Source organism: Methylobacterium sp. E-046 (assembly GCF_022829625.1).
GTDB classification, from domain to species: Bacteria; Pseudomonadota; Alphaproteobacteria; order Rhizobiales; family Beijerinckiaceae; genus Methylobacterium; species Methylobacterium longum.
The window spans coordinates 29,400-52,394 of record NZ_JAKSYP010000251.1 but is presented as its reverse complement, the minus strand read 5'-3'; the positions used below and the strand labels follow the sequence as shown (position 1 = coordinate 52,394).

24 protein-coding genes are annotated in these 22,995 nt (G+C 70.7%); all 24 read right to left on the bottom strand.

Annotation, left to right across the window (positions count from 1 at the left end):
• Nucleotides 1-5: 5 nt before the first annotated feature.
• Nucleotides 6-371: a hypothetical protein gene (locus tag MKK82_RS27040; protein WP_243987438.1), complete on the bottom strand. Its 366-nt coding sequence runs from the start codon at nt 369-371 to the stop codon at nt 6-8.
• Nucleotides 372-429: 58 nt separating this feature from the next.
• Nucleotides 430-981 carry a hypothetical protein gene (locus MKK82_RS27035; RefSeq protein ID WP_243987437.1) on the bottom strand — a complete coding sequence of 184 codons (552 nt, stop codon included), beginning with the start codon at nt 979-981 and terminating at the stop codon, nt 430-432.
• Nucleotides 982-1,063: 82 nt separating this feature from the next.
• Nucleotides 1,064-3,202, bottom strand: coding sequence for a cellulase family glycosylhydrolase (locus MKK82_RS27030; protein ID WP_243987436.1), 2,139 nt, complete (start codon nt 3,200-3,202; stop codon nt 1,064-1,066).
• Between the two features lie 80 nt (nt 3,203-3,282).
• Nucleotides 3,283-5,370: a hypothetical protein gene (locus tag MKK82_RS27025; protein WP_243987435.1), complete on the bottom strand. Its 2,088-nt coding sequence runs from the start codon at nt 5,368-5,370 to the stop codon at nt 3,283-3,285.
• Nucleotides 5,371-5,373: 3 nt separating this feature from the next.
• Nucleotides 5,374-6,045, bottom strand: a complete 672-nt coding sequence (locus tag MKK82_RS27020; protein ID WP_243987434.1) for a hypothetical protein — start codon at nt 6,043-6,045, stop codon at nt 5,374-5,376.
• Between the two features lie 76 nt (nt 6,046-6,121).
• A complete protein-coding gene (locus tag MKK82_RS27015) occupies nt 6,122-6,721 on the bottom strand; it encodes a hypothetical protein (RefSeq protein ID WP_243987433.1) in 600 nt (199 codons plus the stop codon).
• Nucleotides 6,721-7,485 carry a hypothetical protein gene (locus tag MKK82_RS27010; RefSeq protein ID WP_243987432.1) on the bottom strand — a complete coding sequence of 255 codons (765 nt, stop codon included), beginning with the start codon at nt 7,483-7,485 and terminating at the stop codon, nt 6,721-6,723. The genes MKK82_RS27015 and MKK82_RS27010 overlap by 1 nt, the downstream gene beginning before the upstream one ends.
• 84 nt (nt 7,486-7,569) lie before the next feature.
• Nucleotides 7,570-8,352 carry a YmfQ family protein gene (locus MKK82_RS27005; protein ID WP_243987431.1) on the bottom strand — a complete coding sequence of 261 codons (783 nt, stop codon included), beginning with the start codon at nt 8,350-8,352 and terminating at the stop codon, nt 7,570-7,572.
• Complete coding sequence (locus MKK82_RS27000; RefSeq protein WP_243987430.1) at nt 8,349-9,422, bottom strand: baseplate J/gp47 family protein; 1,074 nt, start codon at nt 9,420-9,422, stop codon at nt 8,349-8,351. Before MKK82_RS27000 ends, MKK82_RS27005 begins: the two co-directional genes overlap by 4 nt.
• Nucleotides 9,423-9,495: 73 nt before the next feature.
• Nucleotides 9,496-10,020: a phage GP46 family protein gene (locus MKK82_RS26995; RefSeq protein ID WP_243987429.1), complete on the bottom strand. Its 525-nt coding sequence runs from the start codon at nt 10,018-10,020 to the stop codon at nt 9,496-9,498.
• 10 nt (nt 10,021-10,030) lie between these two features.
• On the bottom strand, nt 10,031-11,101 hold the full coding sequence (locus MKK82_RS26990) for a phage baseplate assembly protein (RefSeq protein ID WP_243987427.1): 1,071 nt from the start codon (nt 11,099-11,101) through the stop codon (nt 10,031-10,033).
• A gap of 13 nt (nt 11,102-11,114) precedes the next feature.
• Entirely contained in the window at nt 11,115-12,278 is a 1,164-nt protein-coding gene (locus tag MKK82_RS26985) for a phage baseplate assembly protein (RefSeq protein ID WP_243987425.1), read from the bottom strand.
• A gap of 9 nt (nt 12,279-12,287) precedes the next feature.
• The gene (locus tag MKK82_RS26980; RefSeq protein ID WP_243987423.1) at nt 12,288-12,962 is read right to left on the bottom strand and encodes a hypothetical protein; all 675 of its coding nucleotides are present in this window, start codon (nt 12,960-12,962) and stop codon (nt 12,288-12,290) included.
• A gap of 6 nt (nt 12,963-12,968) precedes the next feature.
• Nucleotides 12,969-13,445, bottom strand: coding sequence for a DNA circularization N-terminal domain-containing protein (locus MKK82_RS26975; RefSeq protein WP_243987421.1), 477 nt, complete (start codon nt 13,443-13,445; stop codon nt 12,969-12,971).
• A 34-nt stretch (nt 13,446-13,479) separates the two neighbouring features.
• On the bottom strand, nt 13,480-16,050 hold the full coding sequence (locus MKK82_RS26970; protein WP_243987418.1) for a hypothetical protein: 2,571 nt from the start codon (nt 16,048-16,050) through the stop codon (nt 13,480-13,482).
• Between the two features lie 123 nt (nt 16,051-16,173).
• Nucleotides 16,174-16,503, bottom strand: coding sequence for a phage tail assembly protein (locus tag MKK82_RS26965; protein WP_243987416.1), 330 nt, complete (start codon nt 16,501-16,503; stop codon nt 16,174-16,176).
• Between the two features lie 8 nt (nt 16,504-16,511).
• Nucleotides 16,512-16,871 carry a phage tail tube protein gene (locus MKK82_RS26960; RefSeq protein WP_243987414.1) on the bottom strand — a complete coding sequence of 120 codons (360 nt, stop codon included), beginning with the start codon at nt 16,869-16,871 and terminating at the stop codon, nt 16,512-16,514.
• Nucleotides 16,872-16,939: 68 nt separating this feature from the next.
• Nucleotides 16,940-18,463: a phage tail sheath C-terminal domain-containing protein gene (locus MKK82_RS26955; protein ID WP_243987412.1), complete on the bottom strand. Its 1,524-nt coding sequence runs from the start codon at nt 18,461-18,463 to the stop codon at nt 16,940-16,942.
• 6 nt (nt 18,464-18,469) lie between these two features.
• On the bottom strand, nt 18,470-18,682 hold the full coding sequence (locus tag MKK82_RS26950) for a hypothetical protein (RefSeq protein WP_243987410.1): 213 nt from the start codon (nt 18,680-18,682) through the stop codon (nt 18,470-18,472).
• Nucleotides 18,683-18,718: 36 nt separating this feature from the next.
• A complete protein-coding gene (locus tag MKK82_RS26945; protein WP_243987409.1) occupies nt 18,719-19,309 on the bottom strand; it encodes a hypothetical protein in 591 nt (196 codons plus the stop codon).
• Complete coding sequence (locus MKK82_RS26940; protein WP_243987408.1) at nt 19,306-19,677, bottom strand: hypothetical protein; 372 nt, start codon at nt 19,675-19,677, stop codon at nt 19,306-19,308. The genes MKK82_RS26945 and MKK82_RS26940 overlap by 4 nt, the downstream gene beginning before the upstream one ends.
• The gene (locus tag MKK82_RS26935) at nt 19,674-19,898 is read right to left on the bottom strand and encodes a hypothetical protein (protein ID WP_243987407.1); all 225 of its coding nucleotides are present in this window, start codon (nt 19,896-19,898) and stop codon (nt 19,674-19,676) included. Before MKK82_RS26935 ends, MKK82_RS26940 begins: the two co-directional genes overlap by 4 nt.
• A gap of 77 nt (nt 19,899-19,975) precedes the next feature.
• Entirely contained in the window at nt 19,976-20,314 is a 339-nt protein-coding gene (locus MKK82_RS26930) for a DUF2190 family protein (RefSeq protein WP_243987406.1), read from the bottom strand.
• 134 nt (nt 20,315-20,448) lie between these two features.
• Nucleotides 20,449-22,992 carry an HK97 family phage prohead protease gene (locus MKK82_RS26925; RefSeq protein WP_243987405.1) on the bottom strand — a complete coding sequence of 848 codons (2,544 nt, stop codon included), beginning with the start codon at nt 22,990-22,992 and terminating at the stop codon, nt 20,449-20,451.
• Between the last annotated feature and the right edge of the window lie 3 nt (nt 22,993-22,995).

Here is a 22,995-nt window from a genome sequence, read left to right as displayed (position 1 = left end):
TGGCCTCAACCGAAGATCAGGGCGTTGACGATGGCGGTGCTGGGGCTCGGGCCGGAGCCGCCGGAGCCGCCGCCGCCGGAGTTGCCACCGGCGCTCAGGAAGGCGGCGAGGTCGGAGACGGTGAAGCTGCCGGTGACGCCGCTGCGGGTGCGCCCGAGGACGTCGTTGGACTGCACGGCGGGCGGCGTCGGGATCGCGGTACCGGCGTCCACGAGGCGGACGACACCATCCCGGGCGAGCGCGAACGTGAACTGGTCGGCCGGCCACAGCGCGGTGCCGTCGGCGTTGAAGCCCGTGCCCTCGGGCTGGTGCTTGAGCGTGAGGTAGCGGGCATCGGTCGCCTGGACGGAGACCAGGGCGGGATCGGCCATGACGAGGGCTCTCCTGGACGGCGGGCTGTAGGGTCCGGATCGGCGTGCGGGTCGGCGCTCAGCCGAAGATCAGGGCGGTGACGATGGCGCGTTGCGCCGCCAGCGTGTCGGGCGATCCCGGCGGGCCCTGCGGACCGGTCGCGAGTGCGGTCGCGGTGATCGGCTGAAAGCCCTGTGCGGACAGGACTGCCTGGAAGCTGCTGGCGGCCGCGGCCACGGCGGGCGAGTCCGTGCCGGGCACGACCGCGAAGCTCGCGCGAGTGAGCAGCTCGGGGTCGCGTGCGGAGCCCGCCACCGTCCGCTTCACGTCAGCGAACAGCGTGACCAGCCCGGGCAGACCGTTTGGGCCGGCGGCGAGCCAGGATCCGCGCATGGCCCGCGTGACGGTGAGCACGAGGCGGTCGGTGAGGTGCGTGACCGGGTCGGCGGTCCAGGCGATCTGGTGGGCGCCGTCGTATCCCGGGACCTCGACTGCGCTGTCCAGCGCCACCACCGCGCCGCCGAACCGATCGGCGAGGGCGGCGGTCAGACGCGAGCCGGTGAGATCGAGCGCGGGCTTGAGCGGGACGACGACCTGCCAGACCGCGGTGTCGATGACCGTGGTGGCCATGGCTGGAGACCTCGTTGGCGCGAGCGGGCGGCGGGGAACTGGGGCGGGCTCCCAGCGGGTGAGGTCGGCGGTGCGGGCGGCGCTACTCGGCCGAGAGCAGGAGGGCGCCGGCGGCGGTGAAGAAGGCGACCAGCGACGCGGCGGTGAGCCCGTGAGCGCCGGAACTCGTCGCCACGACCTTCAGCCCGCCCGCCCCGAGGTTCTGCGTCGCGAAGGTGAAGCCCGACTGCGCGGCGCCGTTGACGGCCACGCCGTAATCGGTGCCGAGCGTGCCGACGAAGGCCGCGCTCGCGGGCGCCGCCCGCATCGGCGCCGGGTACGGCACCGCGAAGGTCAGGGTGTTGGCGGTGAACGCCACCAGCGTGCCGACGACCTGGTTGGCGCCGGCGGGGTCGCCGATGCGCTGCAGGTGCTGCCGGGCGATGGCGCGCTCGATCGCGGGCGGGCGCCGGTCGAACTGCGTCGGTCGGTAGCCGCGCTCGACCTGCGGCTCCTTGAACGCGGCCGCGCCGCTGGTCGGGGCCAGGGTCACGGCCAGATCGCCGGTCAGGGTGGTCGGGATCTGGAACACCGCGCCCACGCCACGGCCCCGAGCCGCCTGGAGGGTGGACTGGAACTGGGTCGGGTTGCCGGGCGGTCCGACGTAGACGTTGAGCGCGCCGACGAGGTTGGCCACCGAGACCACGAGGGCCGATCCGGCGACTGCGGAGCCGAGATCGCGGACCGTCTGGCGCAGGAAGCCCGCCGACAGCGTGATCGTGCCGTCGGCAGCTCGCGTCACGCTGGTGGCGTCGGAGGTCGAGACCCAGCCGTCCCAGGCGCCGACGCCGGTGGCCGCCGCCCCGCCCGCGAAGCCGCGGGTGTTGAGGGCCATGTCGGCGTTGTACAGCAGGTTGACGAGAGACTTGCCGGCGAAGGTGGTGGTCTCCGCTGGGGGGCAGAGCCAGTAATCCCGCACGTAGCCGCCGAACGGCGTCCAGGTGCCGTCGCGCAGCTTGAGGCTGTTCGGATCGTGGACACCGAGGCCCGGCACGTACCACGAGCCCGAGAAGAACGTGATGCCCGAGAACGCGGTCTCGCGGGCCATCCGCCGGGCCCAGCCGAGCAGGTCGATCGTCCAGTTGTAGTGGCTCGCCAGCACCGAGGGCGAGGACACGGGATAGGTGGTCGTGTTGGCCGTCGGATCGAGCGCGGGATCGCGGATCGTGCCGTCGTGCGACAGCCCGACCTCGTCCATGATCAGCGGGAACACCCCGGCATAGGCCACCCACGCCGCCTGCAGCGAGGCCAGCCGTTCGGCGAAGGTCGCCTCCGCACCCTGGTAGGTGTGCACGCCGAGGATCAGGTTGGGGTCGTTGGCGAAGGTCGCGGTGTTGAACAGCGCGCTCGCGACCGCGTTGACCGCCTCGCCGTAGTTCGTGGCGTTGAGCACGATCGGGCCGGCGAACCCCGCGCCACGGATGGCGGCGACGTACTGGGCCTGCTCGGCCGCCCACACGGTCGGGTTGGTGCAGTCGGCGCCGCCAGTCGAGCAGTTGATCTCGTTGGCCGGGTTGATCCAGACGTTGCGGCGGCCGGCGTACCGCGCGGCGAGCTGCGCCAGGAAGGCGACGTTGAGCGCGGTCGGGACCGCATCGTTGCCGTTCTGGAGCTGGACGACGAGGCCGAGCTTGTTCGCCTCGTCGACCACGATGTCGAGCATGGCCCAGTGCGACGAGTACCCGCCGGCCGCCGTGGTGTAGGCCACCGCCGGCTCGATGCCGACGCGCAGGAGGTTGACGCCGGCGGACGCCCAGGCGCGCATCCGGGCGCGGACGTCGGAGCCGTCCGGCGCACCCCACACGGTCGGCTCGTAGCCGGTCTGCGAGGACAAGCCCGAGGTGACGGTCTGACCCGGCACGGCGCGGTAGTGATAGTCCGTCCGCGTCTCCAGGCTGATGAACAGCCCGTCGAGGAAGGTGATGCCGCGGGCGATGAACCGCTGGCCGTCCGGCCCGCGGATCGAGCGGTCCGGCTGGACCTGATAGCCCGCGCCCGCAGTGCGCAGGACCGGCTGGCCGGTGCTGGTCAACGCGGTCAGCAGATCGCTCGCCGGCTGGAGGCCAGCGATCGCGGCAGTGAACACGCTGGAGACGACGGCGGGGTCGGAGGCCGGCGAGGAAGGCTGCAGCCCAGCCGCTAGCGCGGCCACGCGCGCCTGCAGGGCGGACGTAGAGGACATCAGGTGCCTTGGGCTGAAGTAGACTTCGGAGCGCCCTGCAGCGTGTCAGCGCAGGCGGTGAGCGAGTGAGCAGCCGGCGGTCAGCCCTTGATCTCTTCGGCCACGAGCGTGGCGGCCCCGGACCCGCCGAAGAGGCGCCCGATGCCCGTGCCATTTAGGCGGGCTGTGCCGCTGTCGGGTCCGATCCGCACCGTGTACGTCACGGCCGCGGTCGTGGCTGGCGCGTCGTCGACCTCGAGCGCGATCACTTGGATCCCATTATTCGCGACGATCGACACCGCTCGGGCGCGGATCGCGTCGGATTGGCCCACGCGGAAGATCGCCACGATGAGCGTGCCCGCCGAGGCCATCGTGCCATCCATGACGAACCGCAGCCGCACCTTGCTCGTCGTGCTAACGGGCGTGATCGGCACCGAGAGGATCTGCGTACCCTCGGTGATCTGCGGGATCGTGTCGTCCAGCGGGATCGCGGCGGTGAAGTTGGCGTTCGCTGTGTAGGGCGAGGCGGACTGTGTCTGGAGCACCCGCCCGGCCTCGGCGCTGTAACGGCCGGCTAAGCCGACAGCACCGGTCGAGACGATCGTGCCGCCGGGCCCCTCGTAGTACGGCGCCGATCCTGCTCCGACGCTCACCACGTTCGCGTTCGCGGCGTCGATGCGCCCGGCCGCGCTGGCCACGAAGCCGTTGAACGTCGGCGCCGTGATCGTGAACCCGCCGTTGGCGTCGGTCTGGCCGCCGTTGATGGTGACGACCGCGTTGACCTGCGCACTCGTGGACGACCCCGCCGTGATGATCATCCGGCCGTTGTCGTTGTGGAAGTCGATGATGTTCCAGGCGGCGATCGCGCCCTCGTCCTGCAGGAAACCCCACAGGGTGGCGAAGCCGCGGACGTTGCCGACCGCGCGCGCGGACTGGCCGGTCTGGTTGAGGATCGTACCGCCGGAACGTGCGAACTGGCCGTAGCCGGCGTTGCCGTAGGCCTCGAACGAGACCGCGTAGACCGAGGAGGTGTTCTGGCTCAGCAGGCCGTTACCGCCCCCTGCCGGCAGGTACGTGCCGTTGCCCGATGCGAGGCACCCGAACAGGGCCATCTGGCCCTGGTCGCGACCCATGAAGCCGTTGTTGCCGTTCGAGGACGAGACGACGCCGGTGGCGTCGATGCCGCCGACGTAGTTCGAGCGCACGCCCTCGGCGCCGAAGCCGCAGACCGCGAGGTTCGGCCCCAGGATCGCGCGACCTTGACCGCAATTCTTGGTCGACTTCGACCAGAGGCCGATGGTGTTGTCGTTGGCGAACTGGCCGAGCACCGCGACGTTGGTGATGCCGCCGAGCGCGGCGACGTCGAACGCGTTCACGCCCGTCGCGAAGCGTAGGTGCGACTTGTAGACGGTCGCCGTCCCGGTGATCGCCCCCGTGGGCGGCGTCAGGTTGTAGACCGTGCTGGTCAGGACGGCGGTGGTGCCGTCCGTGATCGCGGCCACCCGCCACGCGCCGCGGTGCAGGTCGTGCAGCGGCGACGCGCCCGCGGTGCCGGTAAGCTGCACGATCCCGCCGACCAGCATGCCCGCTATCGAGCCGAAGCTGGCGGTAACGGACCACGCGCCGGCCGAACCGGTGACGCCCGAGATGCCGGTGAGCGGTGTGGTGCCGGGGGTCTGGCCCTGGATGACGATACGCGCGGCGTCGGGCCGGTCGCTGAGGACGGTGGCCGCGTGGTCGATGAAGCCGGCTGCGAGTTGGATGGTGACCAGCCCGGTTCGGCCGACAAACTGGCCGTCAAGGCTCGCAAGCGCGGCTTGGACCGTCGGATAGGACGACGGGGCCGGTCCGACCGTGAGCGTGATGCCGGTGAGGAGTGCGTCCAGCTTCCCCCCGAGCGCCGTCAGGGTGTCTTGCGCGATGCCGAGGAGGTCGCCGGCGCCGGCGGCGCCCATGGCTTGGCGCTGACCGGCCGCATCCGTGTTGAGCGCCTTGAAGCCGGGGGTGGCATCCGTGAGCGCGGAGACTGTCGATGCGCCGTTGGTGCTCTTTTGCGCCGCCACGAAGTCGGCGAGCGACCCGACATTGCCGAGCGCGAGCCACGCCGCGTAGGTGCTCTGCCCAGGCAGGCCCGCCGGGCCACCGACCGGGATACTCGGGCCAGCGAGCGACGAGGCACGGATCGCCATGGTTCAGGCTCCCTGTCCGATCTGCGCCGGCACTGCGGTGTGGTGGATGAGGCCGTAGAAGGCCGGGACCGCGAGGCCGGTCGCAGGGTCGGTCGCCGTGATGCCGTAGGCGTAGCCCTCGGACTTGACCGGCAGCCGGGCCATCGCCGCCCGGGTGACCACCATGGCGATCGTGCCGAGCGCGCCGCCGTTGGCGATCGCCGGGTTCGCGCCGCCGCTCGAAGCCTGCAGCGCGATCGTCGCCGCCCCGACCGAGGCGCGCGCGTCGAGGTCGAAGCGCAGGCCGGTGATGTCGATCGCCTGCGGCACGACGCCGATCGCGAAGCTGTCGCCGATCGCGAACGGGATGGCGCCGGGCGTGAGCAGCAGGGTGATCCCGCCAGCGTAGAGCGGCACGCCCGCCACCCCTTGCGCCGTCACCGTTCCGCTGGGATCGGTCACGCAGATGTAAGTGAGGCCGCCACCGATCGCGGTCACCGCCGCGACGTGCGCACCGAGCGCCGCGCCGGGTGCGACGCCCGGGACCGTCAGCGAGCCGTTGCCGACGTTGCCCGAGCCGGCGAGCGAGCCGGCGAAGCCGGGCGTGCCGATCATCGGCAGGCCGTCGAGCCAGTCGGTCCCCTGCGTCGTGTCGAAGTCGACCCGCTGCGGTTGGATCAGGGCGAGGTTCGACACGAGCAGCGCACCTCAAGCGGGCATGAAAAAGCCGCCCGTGGGCGGCGCGACGGTCGTGGTGCGGGGCGGGCGACGATCAGTCGAATTTCGGCCACACGATCCCGCCGAGGACGGCCTGCGCGCCGCGGGTGTCCGTCTCCGCCTCAACCGCTGCCTTGGCCGCGAGCCGGGCGCCGCGGATCGCCGCCCCGGCCCGCTGGTAGGAGTCGTAGGCGGCGAGCACCGCGCGCGCCTCACCGGCGATGTCGGTCGTTGGCCCGCCCGTCAGCGGGTCGTCGTCGTAACCGAGCGAGGCGGCGAGCATCGGGTAAGCGGGCGGATCGAAAGTCGCGCCCGGGTTGGCCTTCACGGCCGCGTCGACCTGCACGGCCTCGGCGTAGGCCTCCTGGTACTCCATCGCCTGACCGGAGCCGGGCGTGATCAGGGTCAGGCGCAGTGCCTCGGCCCGGGCGTCGATCTGCGCCTTCAGGTCGGCCTTCAGGCGCGGGAGAGCGGCGGCGACCCCATCCGCGTAGCCCTCGGGGCGGCCGTCCTCGCCCAGCGTCAGGTCCGGGCTGATCTCCAGGGCGGTGAGCACGGACCCGTCGTAGACGTGGCCGATCCCGAACCCGTCCGGGTGCTGCGCGCGTCCGAGGGCTCCGATTACGCCCTCGTCGAGTGTGGCGGGCAGGCGCATCACGAGGTCTGCTCCAGTTCGTCGGCGTCGAAGCGCGAGGGGTTGGGGGTCGGCAGGCCGGACAAGTCCGCGCCGGTGGCGCCGAAGATCGTGGTCCACGTCCCGCTGTCGTCGCGCTTGAGCCCGATGGACAGGCTCAGCGCGCCCGCCGGCACGCCGGTGAAGTAGAAGGTCGGGCTGTTGCCGCCGGAGCCCGCCGCGCCGCCGCCGGAGACGAGGAACGTCGAGTTGACGATCGCGTCTGAGGTGAAGGTCGCGCCGGTAGCGACGACCGTCACGGTGGCCCGCACGGTCACCGCGCCGTTGCCCTGGCCCGGGATCGTCGGGGAGTGGCAGTAGTAGCTGCCCTTGATCCGCAGGAGCGAGTTCGCGCTCTTCTTGACCCAGGGCTTCCCGGCGGCGTCGGTGGTCAGGCCGGAGACCACCGGGACCACCGAGCCCGCCGTCGACGCGCTGGCGCTGAACCGGGCGTTGGTCGGGAGCGCCGTGGTGTTGAACGGCGCGCCGGCGGCCTTCACGATGGTCAGGCTCTGCCCGGGTGTGGTGCCTGCGCCCGATGCGATCTTCGCGATCGCCTGCGCGAGCTGCGTCAGGTCGTCGTTCGAGGGGGTGAGGCCCGCCGCGGTGATGGCGTTGACGATCTCGCGCTGAGGATATTCCAGGCCCTCGGCGCACGGGATCGAGCCGGCCGTGTTCGTGGCCGGGTTGCCGTTGACGTAGCCGGCCGCCGGGCTCGTCTGATCGAAGGGCTTGTTGTACTTCACGAGCGGGCGCTCCGGACGCGCGCGGCCGCGCCCGGCCCGCGCGGCGGGTCAGCGGCGGCCGAACGATCGGTTGAGGGGCTAAGGCTAGTAGAGGGGCACGCTCTCGGCCGGCAGCGGGTCGCCGCCGTGGTCGATGATCTTCAGGAGCGGGTCAGTGCCACAGTGGTTCACGCCGGCCCGGAAGGGCACGTACTCCTGGTACTTCGGCGTGACGTTGGCGTAGTCGAACAGGATTTCGGTGTGCGCTGGCTTGTACCGCCGGAACAGGCATTCGAGATCCATGGCCTGGCTGAAGCGCACCATGGGGTCGACGCCGCACTGGCCGGCGCCAGCCCGAAACCACGACACGCGCGAGCCGTAGACCCGCACGGTCCAGTAGAACCGGATCTCCGGCGGTCCGACCTGCCAGCGGTACTGCTCGCCGTTCACGCCGGTCGCCCGCGTGTCGCCACAGCGCGAGATCCCGGCCATGAACGGCGAGTACTCGACGATCCGGATCACGTAGCCGAGGCGCGAGGCGATGTTGTAGAAGTAGGCCCGGCTCTGGCCGCCCTCGGCCACGATGCGCTCGAGGAGGGCGAGGCGGCGCTCCTCCAGGGTGTACTGCTCCTGCACGCACGGATCGGGCAGGCCGAAGGCGCGCTCCCACTCCGGCAGCAGCTCGATCGTGAACCGGGGGTCGAGCTCCAGCTCCAGGAGGTCGGCGGCGCGCGGGTCGACCACCGCGCCCCAGATCTCGGCTTGGGCCCGCACGAGCCGCATCAGATCGCTGTCGGGATCGCGCGACCACGCCTCGCCGGTGGGCAGCAGACGGGCGAAGGCCTGCGCGTAGTCCTCGCCGTCGCGGCGGATGAACCCGTCGCTCATGGGTACGCGATCCCGCCGCCGGCCGAGGCCGCGAGGCTCGCCATGTGGCCGGGCGAGGCCATGACGGCGTCGGCGAAGTCGAGGTCGAAGTAGCCGTCGCCGACCACCTCGGAGATCGCCGCTGACACCCATGCCGCGTAGATCGTCTGCCCGGGCGCGGCGCGCTCCAGGAGCAGCATCTGGAGCGCCGCCTCGATGGCGAGCCGGGTCGAGGGCGTGTCGTCCGACAGGTTGCGGATCTTGATCGCGAGCCGCTGCGGGATCGGCGCGACCACGAAGAAGTCCTTCACGCAGACCGGGCGGACCGTGTCGAGGTAGGCGCGCACCGCCGCGAGGTCGGCATCCGTGGGCAAGCCAGCATTGCCGGCCCGCAGCGCGTCGCACAGGAAGCGCACCACCACGGTGCCGATGCCCATGCCGTTCGGGCTCGACCAGGCGCGGGTGACGCCGGGGACGGCGAGAGCCCACTGCACGTAGTCGTCGGCGTCGCCGCCCTGGGGTGGGCGGCGCAGGCGCAGCAGCACGCGGGTGCGCAGGTCGTCGTCGCTCTCGGTATCCGCTCCGCCATCGATCCGAACGACCTTGGCGTCGGCGTTGACGTTCGAGACGGCGACCGAGAGCGACAGCGGCGCGCCGGCATCGCGGTTGCCGATCGCCCCGGCGGTCAGGCAGGCGACCGCGACCTCGGTGGCGAGGCCTGAGAGGTAGACGTCGGCCTTGGTCTGGTACTCGACGGAGTCCGAGGTCGCGAGGATCGACTCGGCCGGCAGGAGCGTCCCCTTGACGCCGGTGACCGCGATCGTGCCGGAAGCGAAGGTCGCCGCCTTCGGGCCGCCGAACAGGATGTAGGCCCAGCGCAGCAGCCAGTCGCCCTCGGCCTTATCTGGCAGGGCGTTCTTGGCGATGTAGGCCAGGTACTTCAGGTTCAGGAACGCGCCGCCGGCGTTCTGGTCCGAGAGCACGCGCAGGGCGTTGTTCGGCACAGAGGCGTCCGCGCCCTTCAGGAAGGCGGCCAGGTTGTCGCGATTGGTCCGCCGGACGGTCGGCAGGTCCGGCAGAGCGAAGGGCATGGATCAGCCTCAGGCGCGCCGCGCGTGCGGCTTCCGGCGGGACGGCTCGGGCGGTGGTTGAGGTGGCGGACGGTCAGCCGGTCGGCGCGGACACAGCGACCCCAGCCCAGAGGTCGGAAAATCTCAAGTCGAGGAGGATCTCGTCGCCGCGATACATGACGATGGTCGCCGCGATCCGCTCGACACCGGCGCGCACCACGGTGACGTCGAGGCGGGTGGCGATCTTCCGGTCGAGAAACGGCTGAAGCGCTTCGCGGATGTCATCCTCGATCTGGACCGTCGTCGATCCCTTCCGGGCGGCCGTGCCGGTGATCGTGGTCCGGGATCGCAGCCAGAGCTTCGAGCCGATCGGCCAGCCGTCCCAGATCTCGGCCGCGTCGACGTCGCCCCACCAGCCGCGTCGGTCGGTGTCCCGGCTGTCCGGCAGCTCGTCGTCCGGGCCGGCGAGCGCGTCGGTCATCAGCGCGATCGTCACCGCGGTGGCGAGCTCGTCCGAGGTGTCGAGCTGACCGGCCGGGGTGAGCAACAGATCGAGGTCGACAGCCTGGAAGGGCTGGCCCGCGGCCGAGCCGCGCTGGCCGATCCGGACGTCCGTCATACCGCGCCTCTCAGCCCGGGCCGCCGAAGCGCATCGACTTCGTCTGGCCCTGCACGAGCCGCTTCTGCGGCTCCAGGAAGTTCAGCGCCGGCCCGGCCTGGTCGGCGAGCCGCTGGAGCTGACCGCGCAAGGCTGCGATCTGGCCGATCACCGGGTTGGCGCCGGTGAGCTGCTGGATCCGGCCCGTCAGCTTGGCGGCCTTCGCGGCGATCGCCGCCTCAGGGCCGCCGCTGGAGCCCAGGGCCTCCAGCTCGTCGACCAGGTCGTCGACCGCCGAGATGATCGGATTGTTGGCGATGAGGCCGGCGATCTGCGCCTCCAGGCCCGCGATCAGCCCCTCGACGTCGCCCGACAGCAGGCTCGCCATACCCATGAGCCGGCTCGGGTCGAGGAAGGCCTTCAAACCGCGCTGGATGGCGTTCTGGAGATAGCCGGTGAGCTTGCCCTCGGCGAGCTGCTTCATGGCGTCGAGGCCGGCCGGCAAGCCGCTCAAGGCGTCCGTGACCTTGGTGGCGAGGTTGAGGGCCTTCAAGCCCGGGACCAGCTGCTCGACGTTGTCGCGCAGCATCGACGCCACGTTGTGCATCGCGTGGTGCGAGTCCTCCATCTGGGACACGCGGGCCGCGAGACCCTTCAGCTGCTCGTTGAGCTCGAAGTCCTTCGTCGCCGGCTTCGGCCCGGCGGTCAGCGTGAGCTTCTTGCCGGTGGTGTTGATGCCGTCCCGGGTGAGGTGGACGTGCTGCTTCTGATCGTCGTGGTGGGCGCTCTCGCCCGGCTTCATGTTCTTTGGGCGGTGGCGCCGGTCGGCCGTGGCGATCACGACCGGGTGGTCGGGATTGCCTCCCACGGCCGCCACCAGGACTTCCGCCTGGCCTTGCTCCTGATCGGTCGGCTTCAGGGGAACGCTGCTGAAGCCGTAGGGGTGCCAGTGCTCGACGTTGGTGAACTGGTCGCCGAACCATGCTCGGACCGTGTGCTCCTGGAGCTTGGTCGAGTCGTCGACGGAGACGAGGGTGCCGCGGGCGATGCCGAGGTAGGCGCGGCGGGCGCCGTCGTCGCCTCCAGCGCGCAAGGTGCTCATGCGCTGCCCCCCTTCATGTGCGCGCCTCGGGCTGCGCCTGGGTCACGGGTTGGTTGTAGAAGCCGTCGGACGCCTGCCCGTCGGGGTTCTTCTGCTGGAACGCCTTGGCGTTCACGAGCTCGATGGCCGTCGTGGTCTGGCCCTCCGGCGTCTGCCCGTAGGTGTAGGCCCACAGCTTCAGGTCCATCAGCGGATCGGCCAACGGGAACAGCATGGCCGAACGGACGCTGACGAAGTCTGACAGCGCCCACAGCTCGCCATTCGGGTTGAGCCAGCCCTGGTAGGCCAGGGTCACCCGCAGGAGGTCGGCCTCGATCGCCTGCGCCTCCATGTTGGTGCGCAGCTGCAACTCCTTCTGGGCGAGCGGCATCTCGGCCAGCACCTTGCGGGAGAGGCCGGACACGCCGTTGCCCATCTGCGCCTTGGCGGAGATCTCGGCGGCCTGACGACCGAACAGGCTGTCGGAGCCCGCGACCTGCGAGCGCGCCACGATCTCCTGGACCGAGGGCATATCGATAGAACAGTTCGCCGAGAGGATGTTGACCCCCTGCTCGAACATCGCCGCCTTGCCGCCCTGGCGCGCGCCGGCGACGAAGTCTCCGTTGGCGTCAGCGCGCAGCCACAGGCCGCGCTGGCGGCATCCACGCGAGATCGCGTCGAAGGGCGTCTCGCCGTGCCGGATCGTGAAGTTCGGGAACGGGGTTTCCCACCCGTCCGGACCGCCCTCCACGCGGAACTTGAGGCCGTGCGGCTTCAGGAGCCTGTTGGCGATCGCGTCGAGCTTGTAGCCGCGGAACTGCCCCGTACCCCCGTCGGCGGATGCCTTGCGGGTGAGCTCGGCCTTGGAGAAGCCCGACACTTGCACGCCGTGCCGATTGGCGTCGAAGGCTACCTGCCGGTTGCCGATGTAGCCTTCCTGGATGACCACCTCGCCCGCGAGCGCGATGTCCACGCGCATGCCCGGCAGGAGGCGCTGGGCGGCGATCTGCGCCGCCTCGCCCCAGGAGGAGCCCGACGTCGTCTGCCGGCGGCTGTTGGGATCCTCCGGCTCCGCGCAGGTCAGGCGGAAGGTGCGTTGCCATGCGGCGTCGAACGACTGGGCCACCTGAACGGTCAGCCAATCCTGGTAGACGCCGCCCTCGGTGCGGACCTCGCAGATCAAATCGGGGTTGGGCACCGGACGCTCTCAGCCGGAGAAGGCGTTGCCGGAGGCCGGCATGAACAGGGGATGGACCGTGTCGCGGTTCTCCGCCAGCAGCTGCTCGGCCCGGCCTGCATCGCCGAACAGGCGGTTGGCGAGCGTCAGGAGCGGCATGCGGGTCGCGAAGGTGTAGGGCACGATCCGCGGCAGTGGCCGGGCCCGGGCGGTGAGGTCACGCACGCACGCCGCGTGCAGCGCGGTGAGCGTGCGCCACGCGATGTTGTCGAAGCGCTCGGCCGCGAACTCCTCGGCCGGGGCGAACGCGAGGTTCACGCGGGCGAGCGCCGCGTCGACGTCCTGCCGGGACGCGAAGGCGGTGGCGGCCAGGATGTTCACCATCTGGGAGAGCGCGAGACGCGCCGCGATCTGGGCGACGCGCTGCACTGGCAGATCCAGGATCGTGACGGCCTGTGCCTCCTGCCGGACTTGATCCATGCCGACGAAGGTGGCGCCGGCCGCGGTGGCCGTGGCGAAGCAGGCCCGCAGCGGCGTCCCGAAGGTGCCGGACTGAACTCGGCCCACCGCGTCGGCCGAGAGCGTGCCGCAGAGCTGTCGGAGCGTCGCCCCCTCCTGGCTCGCGGCGTCGACGCCGGAGGAGAGAAGGGCTTCGAGGACGGCCCGCAACGCCGCGACGGCGACGCGGCGCTGGGCGAAGGTCATCCGGCTCTAGCTCCAGTCGTCATCGGTACCGGCGGACAGCTCGGCTGCGGAAGCGTTCTGCTCGGCCGCCGTGCGTGCCGCAGCCTGCGTGTTCTCCCGGCCCGACGGGGCGGCCGCCCCGACCTGGGATCGCACGAAGGTCATCTCAAAACGGGCGAGGCCGCCCTGATCCTTCGTCTCGATGCGCTGGTAGGTCTCGCAACGCATCGTCGCCTGTCCCATCGTGGACAGGACGAGGAGGCCGGCGCCTTCCCGCTGAAGCGCTGCCTCCAAGTCATCGGCCTGATCGAGGTAATTTTCGCCGATGACGTAGGCCGAGATCGCGACGCGGGTGACGCGGCGCCCGAGATCCTCGTCCGAGCTGCGCTCGGACTTGGCGAACTCGTAGGTGAAGCCACGCCGCCCGCCGAAGCGGGTGTTCGCCTCGATCTTGAACGGCACGCCGCGGAACGACGACGGGCGGAGCTCGTCGCGCCAGGACATGGATGAAGCCTCGGTTCGTCGGTTGGGCCGGCCGCTACGCTCGGTCCATGTCCATCTGCGACCGGCCCTTCGACACGGTCGTGTCCCGGAACAGGCCCGCCGTGTCGGCCCGGTGGGTCATGCCGGCGGGCGCATTGTCGAACTTGATGTGCAGGGTACCTTTGGGATCGGCCGCAACGCCGGGCATCTGCATGCCCGGACCGCCGCCGGGCGTCCCTCTGCCGTAAAACCGATCCATCAGCGCGTCCCCGACCGGGGTCTTCGGCCTCGCCGCGGCTTCCTTGGCTGCATCGGCCCGATCGACAAGGCCATCACGGTGGGCCCGCCGCACCCAATCAGGCGCGTTCACGGAGCGGCCGCCGGCACCCCACGCCATCGACGGACCACCGCCGATGTGGATGCCGTGCTCGCCCATGTAGCCAGGCCCCGCCCCAACACCCGTCGCACCGTGGCGCACGGTCCCGCGGATGAAGCCCTCCATGACCTTGCGGTCGGCGGGGTCGTTCATTGATAGGTAGCGTCGCTGGCCATCGGGCCCGAGGGTGTAGAGCCTGACGTCGGCCGAGCGGCCGCCGTCGTGGCGGTGGCTGCCCGTCCGGTGGGAGCCGTGCTCATCCTGACCGCCGGAGTAGATCTCCGCGTTGATGCCCGCGGCCTTGGCGACCTTGGCCAGCTGGTCGCGCAGCTCGTCCGTGATCGCCTGACGGCGGATGCCCCCGCCCTGGCGCTGGTCGACGCCGCCGGCGCCGTCGACCGGCGCCACGTCCGCGCCGCTGCGCGACATCGGACCGGAGCCCTCCCCCCCGCCTCGGCCGAGCGCGGCCTCGGCGGCCCGTTGCAGCGTGTCGTCCTTGTAGAGCAGGTTCGACGGTCCGTGCTCCTGCCACAGCAGGCCGCGCAGGAACTTCTGCATCTGTCCCGGGTCGCGCAGGTCGAGCCTGTCGTTCGGCCCGATCCCCATCGTCTTCGCGATGTTGGCCGGTGCGGTCGGGTGACCGGGCGTCCAGCCGCCGGCCCCTGCGATGATCTTCTGGAGCGTGTCAGCGCCACCGTCGAACTTCGATAGGGCGAGACGGGCCGCGGCTCGCATGCCGGCTTCGGGGCTGTTGAACACGATCTGGGGCGAACCCTGATCCGTGTTCTGCGACGGTCCGACCATGCCCGGGAAGTTGCGGCGCTGCCACTCCGAGCCCGAGTATTTCAGGTTCCCGGGGTTGTTGTTGCGCATGCCGGCGGGAAGGCGCGAGACGTCGACGTCCCCACCGAAATACTCCTTCGGGTCCTGCGCCTGAGGCGTGTCGCCCAGCGGCCCAGTGCCCGACGTGATCGGGCCGCTCCCGCGCTGGATCACCCCGGCGTTTGGGACCGGCGCGCGTGGTGAAGCCCCGCCGGAGTAGCCGCTTCCCCCAACGGCGGAACCGCCGCCGCCGAAGCCGCTACCGCCACCAGCGCTGCCGAGGCCGCCGCCGCCCCAGCTGGCTTTCTGGATCAGCGAGCCGCCTCCACCCATGGAGCCGCCGAAGCTCGATGGGCTGACACTCGCCCCGCCGTTCTCCCGGACCTTCTGCAACTCGTCGGCGACGCGCTTCAGCTCCTCGACCATGCGGTCGTGCTTGCGTTGGTAGTCCGCCCCGCGCGGGCCGGACTCCAGGAGCTTCAACTGCTGCTCGACCTGCGCGCGGCGCCCCTCCAGCTTGTCCCGCGGGGAGGCCTCTGGCCCGCCGAACGGTGAGATCTGGTTCCGGAGCGCCTGCTCGCCGTCGTTGCCGCGCAGGCCGTTCTTCTCGGCGTCCTCGATGAGGTCGGCCGTGCCCTTGAGCATCGGCCCGAGGACCTTGAGCTTCAGCCGCTCGGCCGCGGCGCCGATGCGCCCCATGCTTTGCTCGAAGCGGGCGGCGGCCTCCTCAGTCTGCTTGTCGAGGTGCCCGACTTCCTTCTGGACCTGTGCCAGCGCCTCGGAGAACTTGCCCGTCATCGACCCGGCGATGCGCGCGATGTCGTCGGTGCCGAACAGCATCCGGGACACGCGCCGCCGCACCTCCGGCTCGGGGATCGCCTGAATGCCGTCGACGGCGCGCTTGAGCGCCTCGTCCATGTTGGGGGCGTTGACGAGGTCCTCGGCCAGCTTGCCGAGGTTCATCGCCTGCAGGCCGGAGTAAGCCTCGCCCCAATGCCGACGCAGGTCGAACATCGAAGTCGCGAAGGACGCGACCGAGCTCTTCATGCTGTCCGCCGACACGCCGAACCGCTCGCCGAGCGCCCCGAACGCGCGCAGCTTGTCGACAGCCACGCCCGTCTCCCGGGACAGCATAGACAGCTGCTGCGTCGAACCGCTGAAGCCGCGCAGCGCCGACACCATGCCGGTGATCGACATGGCCGCGCCGAAGCCCGTCACCCCGACGGCGGCAAAGATCGGGTCGAAGCCGCGCAGGACGCCCTGGAACTTGCTGGCTTCCTCTCGGACGCCAGCCCAGTCCTTCTTCCAAGTCGCGCCCTGCTTAGCCGTCTCGTCGCCGACCCGCTTGATGCCTTTCTCAAGCTTGGACAGCGGCCCGGTGAACTGATCCTCGACGGTGGCGACGATCTTGAGCTTGTCGTCAGCCATCCTCGTCCTCGCGCGGAGCGGGGCGCGGCATCAGCGCCAGGGTGCGGCCCATCAGGTGTGTCACGGTCGCCGCCGGCATCGCAGCCGGCGGATCGCGGAACGGCCACGCGTGGAACGCGAGGCCTAGGCGGAGGCAGTCGTCGACGGTATCGGCGGCAGGGCCGCCCAGACGAAAAAACGGCTGAGGATGGTCCCCAACTGCAGGATGTCACGGGCGCCGATCTTCATCAGCACCGGGGGCGGCGTCGCCGACAGGCTGGCCACCAGCGGGAAGAACTGGTCGGCCGACAGGCCCTCCAGAAGGCCGAACTTGAGCACCTCCTCACCGGTCGGCTCGCGCAGGATCAGCACCTGCAGCGTGTCCTGGCCGACGACGATCGGCTTGGCGAGCGGATGCTCCAGCGGCCAAATGATCTCGTGCGGGTCGCGGGTGGGGGCGGCAGCGTCCGTCATCGTCGGGCTCACAGCTCGTCGCAGGAGAGGCCGCGCCACTCGACGGCGACCTTGCCGTCCGCGGTGCCGATCTCGTGCGCGCCGGCCGACCACGCGCCGGACAGCACGTAGTTCTTGCCGTTGGCGAGCTGGGCGGTGACGGTGATGTCCACCATCGCGTCGAGTTCGGCGACGGTCAGACTGTCGGTGGTCGACAGGTCGGCTTTGATGAACGGCACGAGCTGGGTCTCGATGAACCCGTGCACGCCGTCCTGGCCGGCCACGGACTCGCGCTTGATCCGCGAGGGCGAGACGATGAGCCCGCCGCGCAGGTCGTACATCCGGCCGCCCGCCGTCAGGTAGGCGGTGCCGGCAAACCTCTGACCCATGGTCGGGCCTCCAAAGAAAAACCCGCCACGAGGGGCGGGTCAGATGGCGGGAATGGGTGGAGGTCCGATCAGGCCGTGGCGGCCAGCGGGAATTGCAGGCGGAACTGCGCCTTGATGTTGAGCCGCCGCAGCTGGTTCACGACATCCGGCGGATCCAGGATCTCGACGGTGTTCTGCTCGTTCGCGGACCGCGTGACCGACAGGTTCGCGATGTACAGATCCGCGTTTTCGACCAGACCGTCGAGCTCCATCGCCCGGTAGTCGGCGACCATCTGGCCCTTGATCATCAGGGGCGTGACGATCGGCTTGCCGGCGCCGAATTTGGTCCCGTCGTTGGCGAGTGCGTGGCGCGGGAACTTGTTCGTGAGCGACTGCCGCACCCGGGTGTAGCGCTCGTCGAGGGTGGCGAGCGTGGTCACCAACTCGTAGGCGTTGTCGGCCTGGCCGTAGCTGTTCTTCTGGTAGTTGGTCTGCTCGCGCAGGATGATCGGCTGGCCCGTGGAGCCGCCGTAGACGTCCGTGCCCTGGATCGCGATGCCGACCTGGGCGAGCGAGTTCAGCTGCGCCTTGTTCCAGCGGTAATCCGCCGGCGCCGGCAGGACGCCGAACAGCGGCAGGGTCTGGAGCGGCTGCGCGGCGTACGCGTTGATCGAGAACGCCGCCGCGGCGGTGTAGGCCGCCGTCCACTCCCAGCTCGGGGACGGGGATTGCACCTCGAAGCCCATCGTCGAGATCAGCGCCGAGTTGTTCGACTGCCCCCACAGGAAGGTGTCGGCGTAGGTGCCGCGCCGCGCCGAGAAGATCTGGCCGTAGCTCTGGCGGTACGGGCCCCAGCGCCCGCTGTCGGAGAAGCCGTACTCCTGATCCCAGACCGCGTAGGAGCCGCTGTCGTGGAACGGCAGGCCGACGAACTTGAACGGCCGGTCCAGCAGCGCGGCGATCGCGTTGGTGAAGTCCGGGGTGCCAGTCCCGCCCGAGAGCAGGTTGCCGGTGGGATAGGTCAGCGCCAGGCCGGCCGGCAGCTGCTCGCCGCCGTAGGTGCCGAGGTAGCTGTCCAGCACCGTGATGCCGGTGCCGGTCAGACCCTTCCACTTGCACGTCAAGGTGACGACGGCAGCCGCCACGGTCGCGGTGACGGGCAGGTCCGGGGTCGCGTTGATCGCCGCCGCGATCTTGGTGGCGACGGTCGCGGTCGTGTCCGCCGAGACGATGCCGACCGGGACCTTCTGGCCGGCGATGTACAGCGCCAGCGTGCCAGCCACGGAAGGTGCGTTCGTCACGGTGATCGTGCCGGTCGCCGCCACGCCCGCGGCCGGCTCCGGCACCGGTAGGCAGATGATCGGCACGCTGGTGACGCCCTTGAAGGCGGTCTTGAACATGCGCGCGAGCATCGAGCCCGGCCCGAAGGCTGCGTCGGCGTCGTTGTTCGTGCCGCAGGCGACCGCGACGTTGGCCTTCACGGAGCCGGCCGCGGTCGCGTGCCCGACGAGCAGGATCCACTTCGGCGAGACCGGCGTGCCGGCCTGCGAGGGATCCATCTGAACGTTGGGGCCCGGGAGCTTGTAGTTGTCCGGGATCGTGGTGATGCCCATCGCGGCTTACTCCTGGGGCTCGGTGGCGGCGGGAGCGCCGCTGTCGTGCAGGTCCTCGAGGAGGCGGATGGCGCCATCCCGGGCGAGCGCGAACGTGAACTGGTCAGCCGGCCACACCGCGGTGCCGTCGGCCTCGAAGCCGGTCTGCGACGGGTAGTGCTTGAGCGCGCGGTAGCGCTCCTCGGTCGCCTCGACGGCGACCGTGGTTTCACCGGCCATGGCTGGATCCTCGGGGGTGGAGCGGCGTGGGCCGGCTCAGGTCGTGGGGATGTCGATCGAGAGCCCGATGCCGGGTGTACCCGGGCCGGCGCCGGCGGGCCGGGCGGTGATGACGACGTGCTCCAGCACGTCCGGGATCACCGGCTCGAAGGAGACGCGCTTGGTGAAGGTAATCTCGACGCGCAGCTCGCCGAGGTACGTCTCACCGTCCTGCGGGAAGAGCCGGCGGCGCTGGAGGCGGGTGACCGCTTCGAACAGCGGGTACCGCTCGGGATCGTCCTCGGGCTTCGACGGGTCTACGCCGCGCACGAAGGTCGGATCGGTGAGCAGCGCGGTCTCGATCAGCGTGATCATCTCGTCGATGTCGCCGTCGATCCGCTCGGGCGTGTCGTAGCCCTCGACGAGGGATATGCCGATCATGATGTCCGCCTCGAACCGGGGTGGGCCGGCGTTGGCATCGCCGTCGGGCGAGAGCGTCTCGCCCATGATCACGACGAGGAGGCCCGGCAGCTCGTCCTCCTGCAACTGCGGCACAGGCTGCGTGCGCAGCGTCATCACCGGCAGGCCGGGGAGCGCCCGCAGTCGCTCTACGATGCCATCGCGGATCCGCAGGGCGTCCGTGCTCATGGGGCGGTCGCCTCGTTCTTCGGTGGCACGCCACGCTTCAGGAACAGCGTCGCGCCGCCCTGGCCGTCGAGATCGACGTCGTCGATCCACAGCGTGTTCTCGGCCGGCAGGCTGCGGTAGGCCGGCACGTCGATCAGATCCCGGGTCTTGGGCGGGACAGTGAACTCGGAGAGCCGGATCCCGAGCGAGAGGGTGCGACTGTTGAGGAGCCGGTTGTCTTCGGTCGTGACTTCGAGGTTGCGCGAGTTCCAGACGCCGCGCGCCAGGTAGGCGGGCTTGCCCGGCTGCGAGCGCACGGGGCGCACGCTGATCGGCCGCGCGAACGTGGCGATGCCGGGTCCGAGCGCGAGGGCGGCGAAGTCGATCACGCGGCAGCCTGCGACTTCGGCTTCGCGGGCTTGGCCTCTGCGGACGCGTCGCCGGCGTCGGCGTCCGCCTCGAACCGGCGGATCACCTGCTCCTGCAGGCGGCGCTCGGTGAAAGCGTCGTGCGTCCAGTCGCTGCCTTCGGCCGCCAGCGGGCCGTCGTGGGGATGGACGAGCCCGACCTCGGCCTCGGTGACGGGCAGGACCTTGATCTGGACCGACATGCGGGCGGCTCTCGTGAGGGGGCGGCGATCCGACCCGCCACCGCATGCGCGCTGGCGGGTAGGCTCCAGTAGCGGCGTCAGGACGCCGCGCGGGCGAGCAGCACCAGGCCCACGGACGAGGGGTTGGCCGCGACGTCCGCCGCGTAGCCCACGAACAGCAGCGAGCCGGAGTTCACGTTGGTGACGACGGAGTTCGCCGCGTCCCAGTACAGGGCGTCGCCCTGCGCCCAGGCCTGCGCGTAGGTCTTCGGCAGGGTGAAGACGCCGGTCAGCTCGAAGGCGAACGGCACGCCGGCCGGAACGGTCACGTTGGCGACGCCGAACAGCTTGCCGATCGGAAGACCCTGGCCGCTGACGACGCCGCCCGCGGGGGCGATGGCGGTGAGGGACTTACCCCTCTGGACGTAGTTCTGCATGGTGGCGGTTTCCCGGGGGAACGAGGTGCGCGGCGACCGGCCCGCGGATCGGGCCGGCCGGGTGGCGTCGGGGATCGCGTCCCGCGAGGCCGGCGACCGCAGGTCTCACCCGCAGCCGCACGAGGCGGGGTCGATTACTGCGGCAGCGCGCCCGGGTTCCGGTAGGCGCCGCGGAAGTCGACCGCGCCGCAGGCGAAGTCGTGCTCCAGGGAGATCTGGACGCCCTGCGTGCCGAAGGGCTCGAAGGTCTTCACCCGCGGGCCGTTCGAGCCATTGAGGAAGCCGTGGACGAAGCACGGCAGCTGGGCCGGGTCGGCGAGCAGCGTCCAGCTGTTGTCGGTGATGTTGGCGTCCGAGACCGACTGCAGTTTGCCCGAGAACGGGTTGACCGAGGACGAGAGCTGCGGGGTGATGCTCGCGACCAGCTGGTCGGCCGAGGTCTCCTGGTTCGGGCCGGTCAGGATGATCCGCGGCGGCACGTTGAGGAGGAAGCCCGAGAGCGACTTCATCCCGCGAAGCGCCGCGCGGCCCGCGCCGACGTTGGCGACGGTGATCGCGCCGGCGGCGGCCGCGAGGTTCTTGTGGTTGGCGTGCCAGACTGCGGTGCCATCCTGCTTCAGCACCGGGTTCGCGTTGAACATCGCGAAGAAGGTGGCGTTCTCAAACAGCCGCACCGCGTCGCCGGACGAGCCGAGGATCTGGTCGATGGCGCCGAGCTCGTCGTTGACGATCATCTGCCGCGAGATCGGGAAGATCACGCCGTAGGGCACGAGCGTGATGTCCTCGCCGCTGTCGGCCGACTTGCCGACCTTGATCTCGCCGGCCTGGGTCACAGGCTGCAGCATCGGGAACTCGCCCGCGCGGATCTGCGGGTGCGGGCGGAAGTCGTTGAACTGCCGCTCGATCGAGATCTGCTTGTAGGTCGGCTCGGCGAGCTCGTAGCGCGCGAGCAGGCTCTTGTTGAGCACGTTCTGGAAAATCGCCGGGAAGTCCGAGGTGGACTGGAAGGCGCGCTCCACGATCTCGATGGCCTGGTGGGAGGTGCGGATATTGCCGCGGTGGCCGATGCACTCCGCGGCGATCTCCACGAAGCCCATTCCCATGTAGCTCTCGGCGCGGGCGGCGTGCTTCTCGACCCACCGCTTCTCGGCCTTTCGCTTCGGCGCGTAGTCCATGCCGTCCGAGCCGCGGGAGGCCAGCACCCGGCTGGTGAGCGCGAGCGTCATGGCGTCGGCACGGCCCTCACGCTCGTCGCGACCGACCTGGATGCGATCGTGGGCGGAACCCGGCTGCGAACCCCTCACGGCGGTCTCCTTGCTCTTCTCGGCGAGCTTGTCGAAGGCGATCTTGCGGAAGGCGGCCGGGCTCAGGCCGCGGTCGATCGCGCTGGCGAGGTTCAGCTCGACGCCGTGGGCGCGGGCCTGGTTGGCGATGCTGGCGAGTTCGGACGCCTGCGCCTGGCTGAAGCCGGGCTTGGCGCCGCGGGCGCCGGCGGCAGGAGTGGCGCGACCGGCCTTACCGGAGGCGGCGCGGCCGCGGGGCGCGGACCGGGCTTCGTCCATGTCCTCGTCGCGCGCCTTGACCGGGTCTTCGCTCGGCTCGCCGTTCTCGTCGACGTAGTTGCCCTCGCCATCGACGTAGTTGCCGTCGACATCGACCTCTGGGGCGGCGCGCTCGGCCTTGACCGGCTCCTCGACCTTGTTGCCCTCGGCGTCAACGTAGTCGCCGTCCTCGTTGACGTAGTAGCCGTCGGCGTCGACGGTCGGGGCGGCGCGGCTCTCCGCTTTGACCGGCTCTTCCACGAGGTTGCCCTCGGCGTCGACGTACTTGCCCTCGTCGTTCACGTAGTAGCCGTCGACGGTCGGCTCGGCGCGAACCTGCCGCTTGCCGGGCGCATTCTTGCCGGGGGTGTGCTTGGCCATACGCTTGTCCTCTCTGGGTTCGGGCCAAGCCCGCTCGTGCGGCCCGGTGGAGCCGTACCGGTAGGTGATCGAGGCATCGCCCCGGGTGACGGTGATCTCGCTGGCGCCGCGCCCCATCGGGCCGGAGCGCAGGTCGGGGGAAGCCCCCAGGCCATCGGCGGCGTCGTGCGCGCGGACCATCGCGGACGGATCGGCGGGCACCGACACGAGGGAGGCTTCCAGGAGCTCCCAGCGCTTGCCGGTGAAGGTCAGATCGTCGAAAGCCCAGATGTTCTGGGTCTCGGGGTCGATGACCTCGCCGGCCGCGTCGGTGATCTCCCAATCGTCGATGCGGTAGCCGATCGAAACGCCCTTGACCTCGCCGCGCGCGACCATGCCCTCGATGGTCTTGCCGGCGTCGGTGGCGGCGAACTTCGCCCGGCCGAGGATGCGGCCTTCGGCGAACCACACGTCGACGATGCGCCCGAGCACGGCGCCGAGGCCGTAGCTGTTGTGGCTGTCGAGAAGCGGGATGCCAGAGGTGGCCAGCCGGTCGATGCAGACCGCGGCCTCGTCGGTCGACAGGCGCTCGGTGCCGTACCAGCGCTCGACCGCCGAGCCCTCGGAGAGGATCATCTCGACGGTGTGCTCGTTGGCGTCGTAGCTCGCCGGCGCGACCTCCAGGAAGCGGCGCCCGCGGGCGCCCAGCGTCTTGAGGTCGACCGGGCGCGCGGAGCCGCCCGGGGCGGCGCGCCGCCCGGTCTTCGAGGTTGCCATGTC

Bases quoted from the DNA above. Each gene is read 5' to 3' on its own strand.
- MKK82_RS27040 (WP_243987438.1), bottom strand. From the start codon at position 371: ATGGCCGATCCCGCCCTGGTCTCCGTCCAGGCGACCGATGCCCGCTAC.
- MKK82_RS27035 (WP_243987437.1), bottom strand. From the start codon at position 981: ATGGCCACCACGGTCATCGACACCGCGGTCTGGCAGGTCGTCGTCCCG.
- MKK82_RS27030 (WP_243987436.1), bottom strand. From the start codon at position 3,202: ATGTCCTCTACGTCCGCCCTGCAGGCGCGCGTGGCCGCGCTAGCGGCT.
- MKK82_RS27025 (WP_243987435.1), bottom strand. From the start codon at position 5,370: ATGGCGATCCGTGCCTCGTCGCTCGCTGGCCCGAGTATCCCGGTCGGT.
- MKK82_RS27015 (WP_243987433.1), bottom strand. From the start codon at position 6,721: ATGCGCCTGCCCGCCACACTCGACGAGGGCGTAATCGGAGCCCTCGGA.
- MKK82_RS27005 (WP_243987431.1), bottom strand. From the start codon at position 8,352: ATGAGCGACGGGTTCATCCGCCGCGACGGCGAGGACTACGCGCAGGCC.
- MKK82_RS27000 (WP_243987430.1), bottom strand. From the start codon at position 9,422: ATGCCCTTCGCTCTGCCGGACCTGCCGACCGTCCGGCGGACCAATCGC.
- MKK82_RS26995 (WP_243987429.1), bottom strand. From the start codon at position 10,020: ATGACGGACGTCCGGATCGGCCAGCGCGGCTCGGCCGCGGGCCAGCCC.
- MKK82_RS26990 (WP_243987427.1), bottom strand. From the start codon at position 11,101: ATGAGCACCTTGCGCGCTGGAGGCGACGACGGCGCCCGCCGCGCCTAC.
- MKK82_RS26980 (WP_243987423.1), bottom strand. From the start codon at position 12,962: ATGACCTTCGCCCAGCGCCGCGTCGCCGTCGCGGCGTTGCGGGCCGTC.
- MKK82_RS26975 (WP_243987421.1), bottom strand. From the start codon at position 13,445: ATGTCCTGGCGCGACGAGCTCCGCCCGTCGTCGTTCCGCGGCGTGCCG.
- MKK82_RS26970 (WP_243987418.1), bottom strand. From the start codon at position 16,050: ATGGCTGACGACAAGCTCAAGATCGTCGCCACCGTCGAGGATCAGTTC.
- MKK82_RS26965 (WP_243987416.1), bottom strand. From the start codon at position 16,503: ATGACGGACGCTGCCGCCCCCACCCGCGACCCGCACGAGATCATTTGG.
- MKK82_RS26960 (WP_243987414.1), bottom strand. From the start codon at position 16,871: ATGGGTCAGAGGTTTGCCGGCACCGCCTACCTGACGGCGGGCGGCCGG.
- MKK82_RS26955 (WP_243987412.1), bottom strand. From the start codon at position 18,463: ATGGGCATCACCACGATCCCGGACAACTACAAGCTCCCGGGCCCCAAC.
- MKK82_RS26950 (WP_243987410.1), bottom strand. From the start codon at position 18,682: ATGGCCGGTGAAACCACGGTCGCCGTCGAGGCGACCGAGGAGCGCTAC.
- MKK82_RS26945 (WP_243987409.1), bottom strand. From the start codon at position 19,309: ATGAGCACGGACGCCCTGCGGATCCGCGATGGCATCGTAGAGCGACTG.
- MKK82_RS26935 (WP_243987407.1), bottom strand. From the start codon at position 19,898: ATGTCGGTCCAGATCAAGGTCCTGCCCGTCACCGAGGCCGAGGTCGGG.
- MKK82_RS26930 (WP_243987406.1), bottom strand. From the start codon at position 20,314: ATGCAGAACTACGTCCAGAGGGGTAAGTCCCTCACCGCCATCGCCCCC.
- MKK82_RS26925 (WP_243987405.1), bottom strand. From the start codon at position 22,992: ATGGCAACCTCGAAGACCGGGCGGCGCGCCGCCCCGGGCGGCTCCGCG.